This window comes from Extibacter sp. GGCC_0201 (assembly GCF_017566055.1).
In the GTDB taxonomy this organism is placed as follows: domain Bacteria; phylum Bacillota; class Clostridia; order Lachnospirales; family Lachnospiraceae; genus Extibacter.
Genome location: NZ_JABFCH010000002.1, coordinates 33,668 through 47,968 on the forward strand (window position 1 = coordinate 33,668; position 14,301 = coordinate 47,968).

Sequence of the window (14,301 nt, forward strand, 5' to 3'; positions counted from 1 at the left end):
CTGCAAAGGCTTTTTTGTATGCAGATGAAGGATATGCTAAGGGGCAAGCTAAATGGATGGATTAATAGAGGCTTCTATGGTATAATTTTTCATAGGAATAGATGCTGCGGAGGACAGGATATGAGAAGAAGAATCGCCATGGCGGCTTGCGTGTTCCTATTGTCGTGCGGCCTTATATTAGGCGGATGCGGTGAAAAGAACAAAGTTGTAAATTATGATGATGAGACGGGGGATATCGTTGATATCACGTTTTTTGGCAATAAATATGAGCCGGAGAATGTCGCTGTAATTGAAGAGATTATATCCGATTTTATGAAGGAGAATCCAGATATCAGGGTGTCATATGAGAGCTTGAAGGGCAGTGAATATTTTGAAGCCCTTGAAAAGCGTATGGCTGCAGAAAAAGGTGCCGATGTATTTATGGTAAACCACGATGTCGTTCTGGACCTGGCGGCAGATGGGAAGCTTGCGGATTTGTCCGGCTTGAAGACGATATCGGGATATACAGGCCTTATGCTTGACCAGATGGATGAAGACGGAAAGATATACTGGGTGCCCACCACGGTGTCTGTGTTCGGCCTTTACTGTAATATGGATCTGCTGGAGGAAAACGGGCAGAAGGTGCCGGATAATCTGAACGAGTGGGTTCAGGTGCTTGATTATTTTAAGGGAAAGGGCATGACTCCGGTCATCGCCAATAACGACATTTCACTGAAGACGCTGGCTATAGGCAGAGGATTTTACGAGGTGTATCAGGAAGGACGGGAGAATGAGGTGTTTGAAAGCCTGAATGCAGAAGAGGAAAGTTTAAGCACTTATCTGTCCTCGGGATTTTCCCTGGCGGAAGAATTTGTACGGAAGGGATATATAGACGCACAGGCTGCCTTGCACACGGAGAAGACCTCTGATGATTTGGAACAGTTTGTGAAGGGGGAGTCCCCGTTTATGCTGACGGGTGCGTGGGCTGCGGGGAGGGTCAAGATGATGGAACCGAATCTTTCATTTCAGGTTGTCCCGTATCCCCTGCTGGATGATGGACCGCTTGTCGTCATCAATGCGGATACCCGCTTAAGTGTCAATGCTGACAGCGAACATGTAGAGGAGGCGGAACGGTTCGTAGAATATTTTACCGGTGCAGATAATATACAGAAGTTCGCAGACCAGCAGGCATCTTTCAGCCCCCTCAAAGAAGGCAGCCCGTCCTCTGTAGAAGAGATTCGGCCTCTTATCCCGTGCTACCAGTCCGGCAGGACGGTCTTAGGCGCCGATGGGAAGCTGGACATGCCTATCTGGAAACTGACGGCACAGGCGTCTGTCGGGCTGCTTTCCGGCGAACCGCTTGATGCGGTTATGGACTGGATGGACACGCAAGCCGGACAAGAAGGGAGCACGCAGGAATAATGGAGAGAAAGGGAAACGGAAGTACGAAGAAAAAAGTAGCTCTGGCCGCCGCATGCGTCGGGGCCATTCTTTGCGTACTGACTTTTTTCTTTATTCAGGCTGTGAAGCAGCAGCTGTGGGAACAATCTGTGGAGACAATCATGGAAAGCACCCGGCAGGGATGTACTACGCTAAAAGTACAGCTTCAGGATGACATAATGTCTATTCAGAGTCTGGCAGAACATATTGAGGGATATTCTCTGGAGCAGGCCGAAGAGATAATATACGTGGTACAAAATTTCAGCGAGATCGAGGAGGGCGTGAGCCTGTATCTGGAGAATGGTAATGCTGTCGGCCCAGACATGGCGAGAGACAGCGGGGCAGTGAGTGTGCTGCTGGAGTCAGATGCAGAAGAGGGAATCATCAATCCTCACATCAGCAGCGTTACAGGAATGAATGTATTTGACGTCTTTGTGAAAGTTACGTTGAAGGACGGGACAGAAGGATATGTACTGAAGGAATATGAAGTTGAAAGCATTGTAGGCAGTTTCAGCCTGTCATTTTATAACGATGCCGGCTTTTCATATGTCGTGGATGCCGGAGGAGATGTGCTTATTCGTTCTCCCCATCACAACAGCAATAAGACAATCAAGAACCTGTTCGATATCCTGAGGGCATCGGACAATGATGCGGGGAGTGTCAGAGAATTTGCACAGTCGCTGGAGGATGCAAGAACCGGATGGGCAGTTTTTGACTATAAAGGTGAAACGACGGTATTTTGCTATACTCCATTGGAGCTCGAATCCGACTGGTTCCTCGTATCTATTATTCCGGAGGGCGTCGTCAGTGCGCAGACGAATGATATCATCTTCCGCTCCATGGTTCTGATTGCCAGCATCATAATCGGGATATTGATACTTGCTGTCCTTTACTTAAGATATGCGAACAGGACGAACCGAAAGCTGAGGAACCAGGCCGAGTACATCAGCCATCTTTATAATGCTATTCCCGAGGGTATCGCTCTGATCTCGGCACAGCCGCCGTACCGTCTTATCCAGCTGAACGAAGAAGGCATGAGCCTCCTTGCGTATCCGGACGATGTGCCGGACAATAAACTGGAAGATATCCGGCTTGAAGAGATGTTCCATCAGGAAGAGGGTGGGGCGATTCATCAGCTGTTTGCGGATACTGCTGTCAGCGAAGGGAAGCATACCTTTGAAAACCGCATGAAGAAGGCGGACGGCAGCTATATGTGGGCCGCCGGCATTGTAGAAAGGACGCTCGATGAAGATGGACATCCGGTACTAATCGCAGCGTTCCATGACATTACGGCAGAAAAGCAGAAAGAAGTGGAAGCAGAGAGAGAACAGCTGCAGGAGAGGGTGACGCTCGTAGGGGCGATATCCAATGCGTATCCTGTTATCATCAGTGTCAACTTGACGAGAGACCTTGTCAACTTTATCTATGTAAAATCGGGGCTGCTGCTTCACCTCGGAGAAGAGAATACATACAGCGAGCTTTTCTCCAATATGGAAGCTACCGTGCATCCGGACAATAGGGAGGAGTATAGGCGCCGTTTTGCGCCGGAGAGAATCGAAAAGACATTGGGACGGCAGAAAAAGGAAGTATTTCTGGAGATGAAGCAAAAGCTCATGGATGGCAATTACCATTGGACCTCGACACAGGTTATCTATGTGGACAATCCGTATTCGGATGACAAGCTGGCAATCCTTATATCCCGCCGCACCGATGAACAGCGGCATGAGGAAGAGCAGCGGCGGCAGGCGCTGCAGACTGCATTGGACAACGCCAGGGGCGCCAGTGAGGCGAAGAGCCGTTTCCTGTCTAACATGAGTCATGATATACGTACGCCTATGAATGCAATCGTCGGGATGACGGCTGTCGCAGAAGCCCATCTGGGCGAGACAGAGCGGGTGCGGGAATGCCTGGATAAGATCAACCGCTCCGGCAGCCATCTGCTCAGCCTCATCAATGATGTGCTGGATATGTCCAGGATTGAGAGCGGGAAACTGTCTCTTGGGGATGAGCCGTTTAATCTTGCAGAGAGCGTGGCGGAGATGGTCGAACTTGTCCGCCCCCAGGCGGAGGCGAAGCAGATACGCATCGACGTCCAATTATACGGACTGGAAGATGAAAATGTGGTGGGGGATGCGCTACGCATCCGGCAGATAGGTGTCAATATTCTGAGCAATGCCGTCAAGTATACGCCAGCTGGCGGAAGCGTGGAAGTAAAGATAAGCCAGGATAAGAGCAGCCGGAAAAGCTACCATAACTTTATCTTCCGGTGTGCGGATACAGGAATAGGCATGTCGGAGGAATTCCTCGACAAGCTGTTTCTTCCTTTTGAGCGGGCGAAGGATTCTACGAGCAGCAAAGTGGTTGGCACCGGGCTCGGCATGGCCATCACCAAGAATGTAATTGACCTGATGAACGGTGACATACAGGTGGAGAGTGAGCCAGGAAAAGGATCCGTCTTTACAGTGACGGTTCCGTTGAGGATACAGGAAGACCAGCATAAGGGAGGACCCAGAGAGTGGGACGGTGCACGGTGTCTTATCATCGATGACGAGAAATGCAGCTGCAGGAATGTGACAAGGATATTAGGTGATCTGGGGCTTGACGTTCAGTATAGAGGTGCAGACGACATGATACGGATATGCCGTAATTCTGGGGAGCTGGCAGCAGATAATCTGCGTCTTGTCATCTTTGGCTGGGAGGTTCCGTCTGAGGAAAGAGCCGAGGCCGTACGCAAGATGCGGGAAATGGTTGGCCAGGATATGCCAATACTCGCACTCCGGACACAGCATTCAAAAGAGGTGGAGGATGAGGCCATTGAAGCCGGAGTATCGCTATTTTTATTCCGTCCGTGCTATCGTTCCCAAATGTCTGATTTGCTGGAGAGGCTGGACGGCAGGGGAGAGCAGGCAGAGGAAGAAGAGCAGCTTAGCAGTACGACGGATCTTTCGGGCAAACATCTGCTTCTTGTGGAGGACAATGAGATGAACAGGGAGATAGCAAGGGAACTGATTGGTGAGTTAGGCGTGCAGGTTGATGAAGCGTGCGATGGCAAAGAAGCTGTGATGAAAGTAGCTGAATCGGCTGATGGTTATTACGATCTTATCTTGATGGACATTCAGATGCCGGAGATGGATGGATATGAGGCGACAAGGAACATCCGACTGCTTGAGCGGAACGATGTCAGGGGTATGCCTGTCATCGCCATGACAGCCAATGCATTTGACGAGGATGTACGTATGGCCCTGCGGGCCGGGATGAATGCACACTTCTCTAAGCCGATAGATGTCAGGACGTTAAGGCAGATGTTATATACATATTTATCACAGGAAGGGCAAAGTCAGGGGGAAACATAAGTCCAGGCAAAGCCGGCCTGGACTTTACCCGGCCTGGAGGATGATTTTATATGGGAGCGAATTGGCTATTGTACAGGCGGGCATAGAACCCGCCTTTTTTCAATAGTTCTTCGTGGCTGCCCTGTTCGATGATATGCCCTTTGTCCATCACAAGAATCATATCTGCGCTTTTTATGGTGGACAGGCGGTGCGCAACGACGAAGCTCGTGCGGCCTTTCATCATTTTTTCAAAAGCTTTCTGGATACGGATCTCTGTCATAGTATCGATAGATGAGGTTGCCTCGTCCAGTATGAGCATCGGCGGCAGGCACAGCATGACCCTGGCGATGCAGAGCAGCTGCTTCTGCCCCTGGGAGAGGTTGCTCCCGCCTTCTGCGATGACTGTGTCATAGGCATCGGGCATCCGCATGATAAAGCTGTGGGCGTGGGCCTCTTTGGCGGCCCGTACAATCTCTTCTTCTGTGGCGTCCGGCTTACCGTATGCGATATTGTCCCGGATGGAAGCAGCTTTCAGCCAGGTCTCCTGCAGCACCATGCCATAAGCGGCCCGCAGGGAATGGGTGGTGATATCCTGGATGTCTGTTCCGTCTATCTTGATGGCGCCGGAGCCGGTTTCATAAAAGCGCATCAGCAGATTGATGAGCGTCGTCTTGCCGCACCCGGTCGGCCCTACGATGGCAATCCGGTGTCCCGGACTTGCGTTCAGATTCAGATGCTCTATCAATGGGACGTCATGTACATAAGAAAAGCTTACATCCTGCATGGTAACCTGCCCTTCCGGATCAGCGAGCTGTACCGCGTCGGCCTTGTCTTCCGGTATGGAAGGCTGGTCAATCAGCTCAAACACCCGGGCCGCAGATGCGAGCGAGTTCTGGAATTCCGTAATGACGCCTGTGATATCGTTGAAAGGCTTCGTATACTGGTTCGTGTAGCTCAGAAAGCTGGAGAGCTGGCCGACTGTCAGCATGCCGCTGATAACCGCGAAGCATCCTGCAATCGCAACCCCGGCATATATGGCCGAGTACATGAACCTGGTGGCAGGGTTCGTGATAGAGGAAAAGAACGTTGCACGCAGAGAATATCCTGACAGCCTTTCGTTGATTTCCTCGAATTTCTCCTGTGCTTCAGCCTGATGGTCGAATGCCTGCACGACCTTGATGCCGCCGAGCATCTCATTTGTGAAGCCGGTCAGCTCGCCCCTCGCTTCCGACTGCATCTTGAACATGGTAAAGGTACGTTTGGATATAAAGTTTGCAATCAGGAAAGACAGCGGGCTTAAAACGACGACTACGAGCGTAATGTATGGATTGATGCTCAGCATAAAAAGTATCGTGCCAAGTATGGTGATGACGCCGGTAAACAACTGTGTAAACCCAAGCAGCAGGCCATCGGAAAACTGGTCGATATCCGTGATGATACGGCTAATCAGATCTCCCAAGGAATGGCTGTCCACGTAGGAGAGGGGGAGTACCTGCAGATGGCTGAAGGCACGGATGCGCAGGTCCTTAACGACCCGGTAGGTTATCTTATTGTTGATATGGTTCATGAACCACTGGCAGACAGCCGTCACAGCGATGCATAGGAGTATCGTGACGATGATGGATACAAGGCCGTTAAAGTCTACATTCTCTTTTCCTATTATCTTGTCCACGCCGTGGCCGGTCAGGATAGGGATGTAAAGTGTCAGCACTACGGTGGCGACGGCCAGCAGCAGCGACAGTACGACCAGCGCACGGTGCGGCCTTATACACGCGAGGATGCGCCGCATCACTATGCGGCTGCTTTTCTTATTATCCTGCCTGTTCTTATGCATCTGCATGATGTGCCACCTCCTGTCCGGATATCTGTGATTCGTATATTTCCTTATATACTGCACAGGTATCGAGCAGTACATCGTGTGTGCCGGTTCCGGCAATGTGTCCGTCATCGAGGACGATGATCTGGTCTGCGTTTTTAATGGCCGATACGCGCTGAGATACGAGGAAGACAGTCATCTGCCTCGTGTCCTGCCTGATAGCGCTACGAAGCTTCGCGTCTGTGGCGAAGTCGAGCGCGGAGGCGCTGTCGTCCAGAATAAGGATACCTGGCCTGCGCACGAGTGCCCGGGCGATGGTAAGCCGCTGCTTCTGGCCGCCGGAGAGATTGCCTCCATCTTGCTCTATCATGAGTTCCAGGCCTTTCTGCCTGGAGTCCACGAACTCTCTGGCCTGGGCGGTGTCGAGCGCATGGTAGATATCTTCCTCGGAGGCATCCGGCTCACCCCATTGCATATTTTCTCTGAGCGTCCCTTTGAAAAGCTGTGCCTTCTGTGGCACGAGGCCGATATGGCTCCGTATGGAAGCAGGGGCTGATGCCTTCACATCCTGCCCGTTCAGGAGCACCTTACCTTCCGATACGTCATAAAAACGCGGGATGAGATTTACGAGGCTCGTCTTGCCGGAGCCGGTACCGCCGATGATACCAATCGTCTGACCGGGCATGGCCGTAAAGTTAAGGCCGCTCAGCGTCTCTTTGCCGGCATCCGCGTAACGGAAGGAGACATCCTTGAACCGGACTGCAGGTACGCTTTCTATTACGGCTGGCAGAGGCAGACCTGCGCCGTCGATGGAAGGGTGCATATCGAAGATCTGGTTGACACGGTTCAGGCTGGCCATAGATTTTGACAGAAGGATGATAAGGTTGGCGAGCTTGATAAGTTCCGCCAGAATCTGTGACATATAATTAATCAGTGCAATCACTTGACCCTGGGTGAGGCTGCCAATGTTGACCTGTCTGCCGCCTGACCAGAGAATAGCGATGATTCCCAGATTGATGATTACATACGTGAGGGGATTCAAAAGGGCGGATATCTTCCCTACATGTATCTGTTTTTGAAAAAGGCTGCCGCTCTCCTGCCGGAAGTGCTCCATCTCGCTGTCCTGATGGTTGAAAGCCCTCACGACCCTGATGCCGAGAAGATTCTCGCGGGTGCTCAGGAGCACCTTGTCCACCTGCTTCTGTACCTTGCGGTACAGCGGCATGCTGACGAGCAGTATCGCAAAGACGACGACAAGCAGAAGCGGTATGGCTGCCGCAAAGGGAAGCGCCGCTTTGACTTCCACGGTAAAAGCCATGATCATGGCGCCGAACACGACGAAAGGGGAGCGCAGGAACAGGCGCAGGAACATATTTATCCCATTCTGGACCTGGTTGATATCATTGGTCATTCGATTGATCAACGTAGAAGTACCGACGGTATCGATTTCCTTATATGACAACGTATTAATATGGGCGAACAAGTCATTGCGCATAGCCATGCCGGCCGACACCGCCGACTTGGCCGCAAAATACTGTGCTGTGACAGAAAAGCCGAAACCGACAATGCCAAGCAGGATGAGAATCCCCCCCATCTGCCAGAGATAGGCTGACCTCTGCCGGCCGATTCCGACATCAATCATCCTGGCCACTACCAGAGGAACAAAAAGCTCGAAGCTGGCCTCCAGCATTTTAAAAAGCGGTGCAAGAACCGTCACTACAGGATGCTTCTTCAGATATTTTAGTAATCGTCTCATAATGATAGTCTCTCCTTTACAAACATAAGTATAAGCGGTGGCGGTGGAAAAAGCAATTTGGGGACGTAACATTTTTCAAAAGGATCACGTCCCCAATTGAACTTTGTGGTGTACCCATCTATAAAAATTATCATTGTTTTTAACATATTTTAATCATATAATGTAGTTGATACATAGTTTTATACGATGGATTTTCCGAAGGAGGATACGATGTACGAATCGAGATGTGGCATTTGCTGCAATGACTGTGAGCGTAAGGAGGAGGTTAACTGTACCGGATGTACGAATATGGAGAGGCCTTTCTGGGGCGGCGACTGTGGAGTGAAGGTATGCTGTGAGGGAAAAGGGCTGAACCACTGCGGCGAGTGTGAGGACTTCCCCTGTGAGATGGAGGCAGAGATGGGGAAGGATATGGGGTTTGACCCTGCACCAAGGCTTGAGAGCTGCAGGAGATGGATAAAGGAATCTTAATTGTGTTATACATATTGACAAGGAGTCGCCAAGGTGCTATATTCTATATCAAGCAATTGAAAGGGAGTAGCTGAACGCCTGAATCAGGCGGGTTTGAAATCGTCAGCCGATACCGGAAGGTATCCGTATCAAATGAGATAGCGAGACTTTTATTGTGGCAGATGTCAAGGATGTCAATGTCATGATAGAGGTCTTTTTTAGTTCACACGATTTTAAAAGCTTGTCGTGGATATTGTATCCGTAGAGAAGGAGGTGAAAGATATGGGTTGTCTTGGAAATGTGTTATGGTTCGTATTTGGAGGAGTATTCAGCGGCTTAAGCTGGTGCCTTGCAGGGCTGCTCTGGTGTATCACCATCGTAGGTATACCGGTAGGAATGCAGTGCTTCAAGTTCGCATCGCTGAGTTTCTTCCCATTCGGCAAGGAAGTCAGATACGGCGGAGGGGCAGGTTCTCTTCTGCTTAACATAATCTGGCTTATCGTATCGGGGGTACCTCTGGCACTTGAGCACGCAGTATTTGGCGTACTGCTCTGCATCACTGTCATCGGCATACCGTTCGGCCTGCAGCATTTTAAGCTGGCACAGCTGGCGCTTATGCCGTTTGGCGCGGAAGTGCTGTAACAGAGGGGATTTGGAATCAAGGAAGTAAGAGTTGTACAAAGCAGACAGATGTCTGCAAGAATCAGAAGGAGAAATGCATGGAATTTATTATTGAGAATCTGACAAAAAGCTTTGGGACAAAGGAGGTGCTGAAGGATATATCATTTACGTTTGAAAGCGGCAAGATATATGGGCTTCTGGGAAGGAACGGCGCCGGAAAGACGACGCTGTTCAACTGCGTCAACAAGGATATCAAGTCGGAGAGCGGGAGCTTTTACCTGGACGACGGAAAGAAAGAGGAGATAAAGCCTGAGGATATCGGTTACGTCCTGTCTACGCCTACCGTGCCTGCGTTCCTTACAGGCCGCGAGTTTATCAAGTTTTTTATAGAGATCAATGAAAAGTCGATAACCGGCTTGAGGCCGATAGACGAATATTTTGATATGATGAACATAGAAAAAGGAGACAGGGACCGGCTGCTGAAGGACTATTCCCACGGCATGAAGAATAAGATGCAGATGCTGGTGAATATTATAGCCAGGCCGCCGGTACTGCTGCTCGATGAACCGCTCACTTCCCTGGACGTGGTGGTTGCGGAAGAGATGAAAGAGCTTCTGAGAAAGCTCAAGTCAGACCACATCATCATCTTCTCCACTCATATCATGGAACTTGCGCTGGATCTGTGTGACGAGATAGTAATATTGAACCACGGAGAGCTTGAGGTCGTGGACAAGTACAATCTGGACAACACAAAATTCAAGGACAAGATTATCCGGGCACTTAAGGAGGAAGAAGATGATTAGGGCATTTGGCATCTCGTATGATTTGAAAAATACATACCGGGTGAACGGGATTATATATTCTATCCAGCAGATACCTGTGATAAAAAGACTTTTTACGGATGATTTGTATGCCAGCAGGGGACTGAAGATATTTGCAAATATCCTGACTGCTCTCTGGGAGGTTATCTCTACATTTCTTGGAAAATATCTATATCTGCTGCTTCTTGTGGCTCTGCCGGCCGGCTTTTATAAAGGGGGAGACGCCAAGGACACGTTCATGCATATTCTGCTGTTTCTGACAGTCATAGGCACATTCATGAATACGTATATGTTCAATCCTACGAATGACAAGTATTATGCGATGATTCTTATGCGCATGGATGCCAGGGAATACACGCTCTCTAACTACCTGTATTCATCGCTGAAGGTAGCAGTGGGATTTATGCCATTTACGATTTATTTTGGCGTGACATGGAATATGAATCTGGGCCTGTGCATCTTGCTTCCTTTTTTTGTGACGGCTGCGAAGATGATTGCCGCGTGGCTGCTTCTGCTCCGCTATGAGAAGAAGGGCATGTGCATGAATGAGAACCTTCCGCCCAGATTTGCCTGGCCTCTGACCGGAATCCTGCTGGTGGCAGCCTACGGGCTTCCTTATGCCGGAATCGTAGTTCCGGTAAGAGCATTCGCAGTCATCGCTGCCCTGGCAGTAGTGTCCGGCCTGTACAGCCTGATTCGGATTATGAGATTTGGAAAATATCGGGAGATGTACCAGCTTATCCTGGCGGATAAGAGAAATTCCGTAGAGATGAACGACATTATTAAGAAGGCGACGGAAGAGCAGAGCCGGAAGATGATCAGCCAGGATACGGCGATTACAAGCAGGAAGAAAGGATTTGAATACTTTAACGAGCTGTTCATCCGCAGACATAAAAGAGCGCTCTGGCGCCCGGCCCGGCGGACCGCATGTATAGCGGCGGCGTTCATCGCCGTGCTTCTGGCAGCCATGCAGATCAATGCAGAGGTAAAGGAGGCGGTAAACAGGCTGCTGCTCGTATTTCTGCCTTATTTCGTATTTATCATGTATGCAATCAACCGGGGGACGTCCTTTACCCAGGTATTGTTTATGAACTGCGACCACAGCATGCTCACATTTGCCTTTTTTAAAAAGCCGGAATTTATCCTCAGGCTGTTCCGCATCAGGCTCAGAGAAATCATCAAAGTCAACCTGCTTCCCGCAGCTGTCATCGGGGCAGGACTGGCAATGATGCTCTATATCTCCGGCGGTACGGATAACCCGCTGAACTATGTCGTCCTGTTCGTATCTATACTTGTGCTGAGCATATTCTTTTCCGTACACTATCTGACCTGTTATTATCTGCTCCAGCCGTACAATGTCAATACGGAATTGAAAAGCGCCACGTACAGAATCATAATGTCCGGCACGTACATCGTATGTTTCCTGTTCATGAAGCTGCGCATGGATACGTTTGTCTTCGGGATAGCGGTTACAGCATTCTGCGTACTTTACAGCTTCATTGCCTCGCTGCTCGTATACCGTTTCGCGTCCAGAACGTTCCGGCTGAGAAATTAACTGTCTTTTTATGTCACAGAAGGGAGGAAACGGAGTCTAATATAACAGGAGGTAAAATGATATGGATGATACATTACAAAAAGAAATGGAACAGCTGGTCGGCCAGGCTGTGGCTGGAGACAAAAGTGCAGTGGAAAAGATACTCACAGAGATACAGGACCTTGTGTTCAACTACTCGCTGCGGATGCTTGGGACGATAGCAGACGCAGAGGACGCCACACAGGAGATTCTGATTAAGGTGATGACCCATCTGTCATCCTTCCGGGCAGAGAGTAGATTTACTACGTGGGTCTTCCGGATTGCGTCAAATTATCTAAAGGATTATAAGAAAAACATGTTTTCAAAATATCCGCTCAGCTTTGAGTTTTATGGCGAAGATATCGAAGGAGGCGCGGGGAAAGATATTCCGGACCTGACCCAGGGGGTCGAGCAGGCAATCCTCGAAGAGGAGCTGAAGATGTCCTGTACGAACGTGATGCTCCAGTGCCTGGACAAAGAGAGCAGATGCGTCTTTATACTTGGAACGATGTTCAAAGTTGACAGCAGGATTGCGGGAGACATCCTAGGAATCTCTCCTGAGGCGTACCGGAAGCGCCTCTCCCGCGTCAGGGCCAGGATGGCGGAATTCATGGGCACATACTGTGGTCTGGAAGGCGGCATGTGCAACTGCGGCAGACGGGTGAATTACGCGATTGCAAGCCACCGGCTCCAGCCGGGCAATCTGGAATACTCTGCCATGGAACAAGGAGATGATGAGGTGATGCATGGATTCAAGAATGCGATGGAACGTGTGGACGACCTGTCCTTTGTCTTTTCAGACTTGCCCTTCTATCATGGAGGCAGGGAAGTAAAGGAATGGCTGCAGGGATTCTTCGATTCGGAAGAGTACCGTACGATTACAGAAGCATAAGGAGGGACAGGATGGATCTGCAGATAATTATGGAATATTTAAAAGGGCTGAAAGAGCATAATAACCGGGAGTGGTATCAGGAACATAAGGCAGATTACGAAGCTGCGGCAGCGGAATTTCTGAAGCTGGTCGAGACGCTTATGATCGGGCTTGGAAAAATGGAGCCGGGCATCTTGCTTCATGAACCGAAGAAGCTTACATACAAGCTTGTCAGGGACACCCGCTTCAGCAAGGACAAGTCTCCGTACAATCCGGCATTCCGTGTACATCTGTCTGAAGGGGGGAAGAAGCCGGTCCCGGTCGGGTATTATCTGATGATTACTCCGGGCGCCTCCTTTCTGGGAGGCGGACTGTTCGCGGACGTATTCAAAGAAGAGACAGCGATGATGCGCGACTATATTGCGGCGCACGGCAACGAGTGGGAAGGCATAATCGGAGACGCTACATTCAGGAACTATTTTGAAGTGAAAGGAACTTCCCTTAAAAATGTACCGGCAGGTTATGACAGAGAGCACCCTCAGGCCGCTTATCTGAAGCATAAAAGCTGGTATGTAGAGTATCCGCTGGCGGACGGACAGCTGACAGACGCCGGCAAGTTTGTCGATAACGTGCTGGAAATCTGCAAGGTCATCAAACCATTTAATGACTTTATGAACAGGGCCATGGCAGATTCCCAGTTTATGAATCAGCCATAACAGCCGGTCGGGCGTGAAGCTTTACATGCTTTTTACAAAACCTTTCCAGTATCATGGTATCGATCTTGCCGCTTGTAAGTTACACTTAGCGAGTGATAAATAATCCGGGAAAGAAGAGGGTATCATATGACAAAGACGTATGTGCTTGATTAACTTTCCAGGGCACGATAATAAGACGATAGAGGATGAAAGACATACATGAAAGAAGAGAAAAAAGGAATAGCATTCAAAGAGATAAGAGATAATGAAGAGCTGCGGCTGCTGATTGAAAATGGAAATTCTGTTCTGAAGGAGCTTGGCTTTACAGAGCATTCCAGGAGGCACGCCGCTAAAGTGGCACAATGTGCAGGAAAGATACTGAAAGAGCTTGGGTATAAGAAGCATGAGATAGAACTGGCCAAAGCCGCCGGTTATATGCATGACATCGGCAACAGCGTCAACCGGCATGACCATGCCCATACAGGTGCGGTACTTGCATACGGGATACTAAAGGATATGGGGATGCCACTGAAAGACGTACTCACTGTGACCACCGCAATCGGGAATCATGACGAGGCGACAGGAACTGCAGTGGATGTAGTATCTGCAGCGCTCATACTTGCCGACAAGACAGACGTCCGCCGCAACAGGGTGCAGAACCAGGTAATTGCGAACTTTGATATCCATGACCGGGTAAATTATGCGGCTTTGTCATCAGTGCTCGATGTGGACAAAGAGAAAAAGAATATCCGTATGACGCTGGAGCTGGACGACTCTATGTGTTCGGTGATGGATTATTTCGAGATATTTATGGAACGGATGATTATGTGCCGCAGGGCGGCAGAAGTGTTCGGCTGTCAGTTCAAGCTGACGGCAAATGGCAATAAACTGTGCTGAGGCGTGCTTCTTCATAATGTTTTACCGTAATCTGCTTGTCACCCATGGAT

General features: G+C 49.7%; 11 protein-coding genes. 9 read left to right on the forward strand and 2 right to left on the reverse strand.

Features of this window, described 5'->3' with window-relative positions:
* Positions 1 to 120 precede the first annotated feature (120 nt).
* Both HJV72_RS01480 and HJV72_RS01485 read left to right on the forward strand, forming a co-directional pair.
* Positions 121 to 1,401, forward strand: coding sequence for an ABC transporter substrate-binding protein (locus HJV72_RS01480; RefSeq protein WP_066573133.1), 1,281 nt, complete (start codon positions 121 to 123; stop codon positions 1,399 to 1,401).
* Positions 1,401 to 4,772 carry a response regulator gene (locus HJV72_RS01485; protein ID WP_208068118.1) on the forward strand — a complete coding sequence of 1,124 codons (3,372 nt, stop codon included), beginning with the start codon at positions 1,401 to 1,403 and terminating at the stop codon, positions 4,770 to 4,772. Before HJV72_RS01480 ends, HJV72_RS01485 begins: the two co-directional genes overlap by 1 nt.
* A 46-nt stretch (positions 4,773 to 4,818) precedes the next feature.
* On the opposite strand, the gene HJV72_RS01490 is transcribed toward HJV72_RS01485, so the two are convergent.
* Together HJV72_RS01490 and HJV72_RS01495 are read right to left on the reverse strand one after the other, a co-directional pair.
* Positions 4,819 to 6,591, reverse strand: coding sequence for an ABC transporter ATP-binding protein (locus HJV72_RS01490; RefSeq protein WP_208068120.1), 1,773 nt, complete (start codon positions 6,589 to 6,591; stop codon positions 4,819 to 4,821).
* The gene (locus HJV72_RS01495) at positions 6,578 to 8,323 is read right to left on the reverse strand and encodes an ABC transporter ATP-binding protein (RefSeq protein WP_208068121.1); all 1,746 of its coding nucleotides are present in this window, start codon (positions 8,321 to 8,323) and stop codon (positions 6,578 to 6,580) included. Before HJV72_RS01495 ends, HJV72_RS01490 begins: the two co-directional genes overlap by 14 nt.
* A gap of 210 nt (positions 8,324 to 8,533) precedes the next feature.
* Here HJV72_RS01495 and HJV72_RS01500 point away from each other — a divergent pair, with 210 nt between their 5' ends.
* The 7 genes from HJV72_RS01500 (at position 8,534) to HJV72_RS01530 (ending at position 14,251) form a co-directional block, all read left to right on the forward strand.
* The gene (locus HJV72_RS01500) at positions 8,534 to 8,794 is read left to right on the forward strand and encodes a DUF3795 domain-containing protein (RefSeq protein WP_208068124.1); all 261 of its coding nucleotides are present in this window, start codon (positions 8,534 to 8,536) and stop codon (positions 8,792 to 8,794) included.
* 261 nt (positions 8,795 to 9,055) lie between these two features.
* The gene (locus tag HJV72_RS01505) at positions 9,056 to 9,415 is read left to right on the forward strand and encodes a YccF domain-containing protein (RefSeq protein WP_208068127.1); all 360 of its coding nucleotides are present in this window, start codon (positions 9,056 to 9,058) and stop codon (positions 9,413 to 9,415) included.
* Positions 9,416 to 9,492: 77 nt separating this feature from the next.
* Positions 9,493 to 10,197, forward strand: coding sequence for an ABC transporter ATP-binding protein (locus HJV72_RS01510; protein ID WP_208068129.1), 705 nt, complete (start codon positions 9,493 to 9,495; stop codon positions 10,195 to 10,197).
* Positions 10,190 to 11,770, forward strand: a complete 1,581-nt coding sequence (locus HJV72_RS01515; RefSeq protein WP_208068131.1) for a hypothetical protein — start codon at positions 10,190 to 10,192, stop codon at positions 11,768 to 11,770. The genes HJV72_RS01510 and HJV72_RS01515 overlap by 8 nt, the downstream gene beginning before the upstream one ends.
* Before the next feature lie 61 nt (positions 11,771 to 11,831).
* Positions 11,832 to 12,680, forward strand: a complete 849-nt coding sequence (locus HJV72_RS01520; protein WP_208068133.1) for an RNA polymerase sigma factor — start codon at positions 11,832 to 11,834, stop codon at positions 12,678 to 12,680.
* Between the two features lie 11 nt (positions 12,681 to 12,691).
* Entirely contained in the window at positions 12,692 to 13,375 is a 684-nt protein-coding gene (locus HJV72_RS01525; RefSeq protein ID WP_208068135.1) for a DUF2461 domain-containing protein, read from the forward strand.
* Positions 13,376 to 13,573: 198 nt separating this feature from the next.
* A complete protein-coding gene (locus HJV72_RS01530; RefSeq protein ID WP_208068137.1) occupies positions 13,574 to 14,251 on the forward strand; it encodes an HD domain-containing protein in 678 nt (225 codons plus the stop codon).
* Positions 14,252 to 14,301 lie beyond the last annotated feature (50 nt).

Excerpts from the sequence above, each read along its gene's own strand:
- HJV72_RS01495 (WP_208068121.1), bottom strand. The coding sequence starts at position 8,323 with ATGAGACGATTACTAAAATATCTGAAGAAGCATCCTGTAGTGACGGTT.
- HJV72_RS01520 (WP_208068133.1), top strand. The coding sequence starts at position 11,832 with ATGGATGATACATTACAAAAAGAAATGGAACAGCTGGTCGGCCAGGCT.
- HJV72_RS01480 (WP_066573133.1), top strand. The coding sequence starts at position 121 with ATGAGAAGAAGAATCGCCATGGCGGCTTGCGTGTTCCTATTGTCGTGC.
- HJV72_RS01515 (WP_208068131.1), top strand. The coding sequence starts at position 10,190 with ATGATTAGGGCATTTGGCATCTCGTATGATTTGAAAAATACATACCGG.
- HJV72_RS01525 (WP_208068135.1), top strand. The coding sequence starts at position 12,692 with ATGGATCTGCAGATAATTATGGAATATTTAAAAGGGCTGAAAGAGCAT.
- HJV72_RS01530 (WP_208068137.1), top strand. The coding sequence starts at position 13,574 with ATGAAAGAAGAGAAAAAAGGAATAGCATTCAAAGAGATAAGAGATAAT.
- HJV72_RS01505 (WP_208068127.1), top strand. The coding sequence starts at position 9,056 with ATGGGTTGTCTTGGAAATGTGTTATGGTTCGTATTTGGAGGAGTATTC.
- HJV72_RS01490 (WP_208068120.1), bottom strand. The coding sequence starts at position 6,591 with ATGCAGATGCATAAGAACAGGCAGGATAATAAGAAAAGCAGCCGCATA.
- HJV72_RS01510 (WP_208068129.1), top strand. The coding sequence starts at position 9,493 with ATGGAATTTATTATTGAGAATCTGACAAAAAGCTTTGGGACAAAGGAG.
- HJV72_RS01500 (WP_208068124.1), top strand. The coding sequence starts at position 8,534 with ATGTACGAATCGAGATGTGGCATTTGCTGCAATGACTGTGAGCGTAAG.
- HJV72_RS01485 (WP_208068118.1), top strand. The coding sequence starts at position 1,401 with ATGGAGAGAAAGGGAAACGGAAGTACGAAGAAAAAAGTAGCTCTGGCC.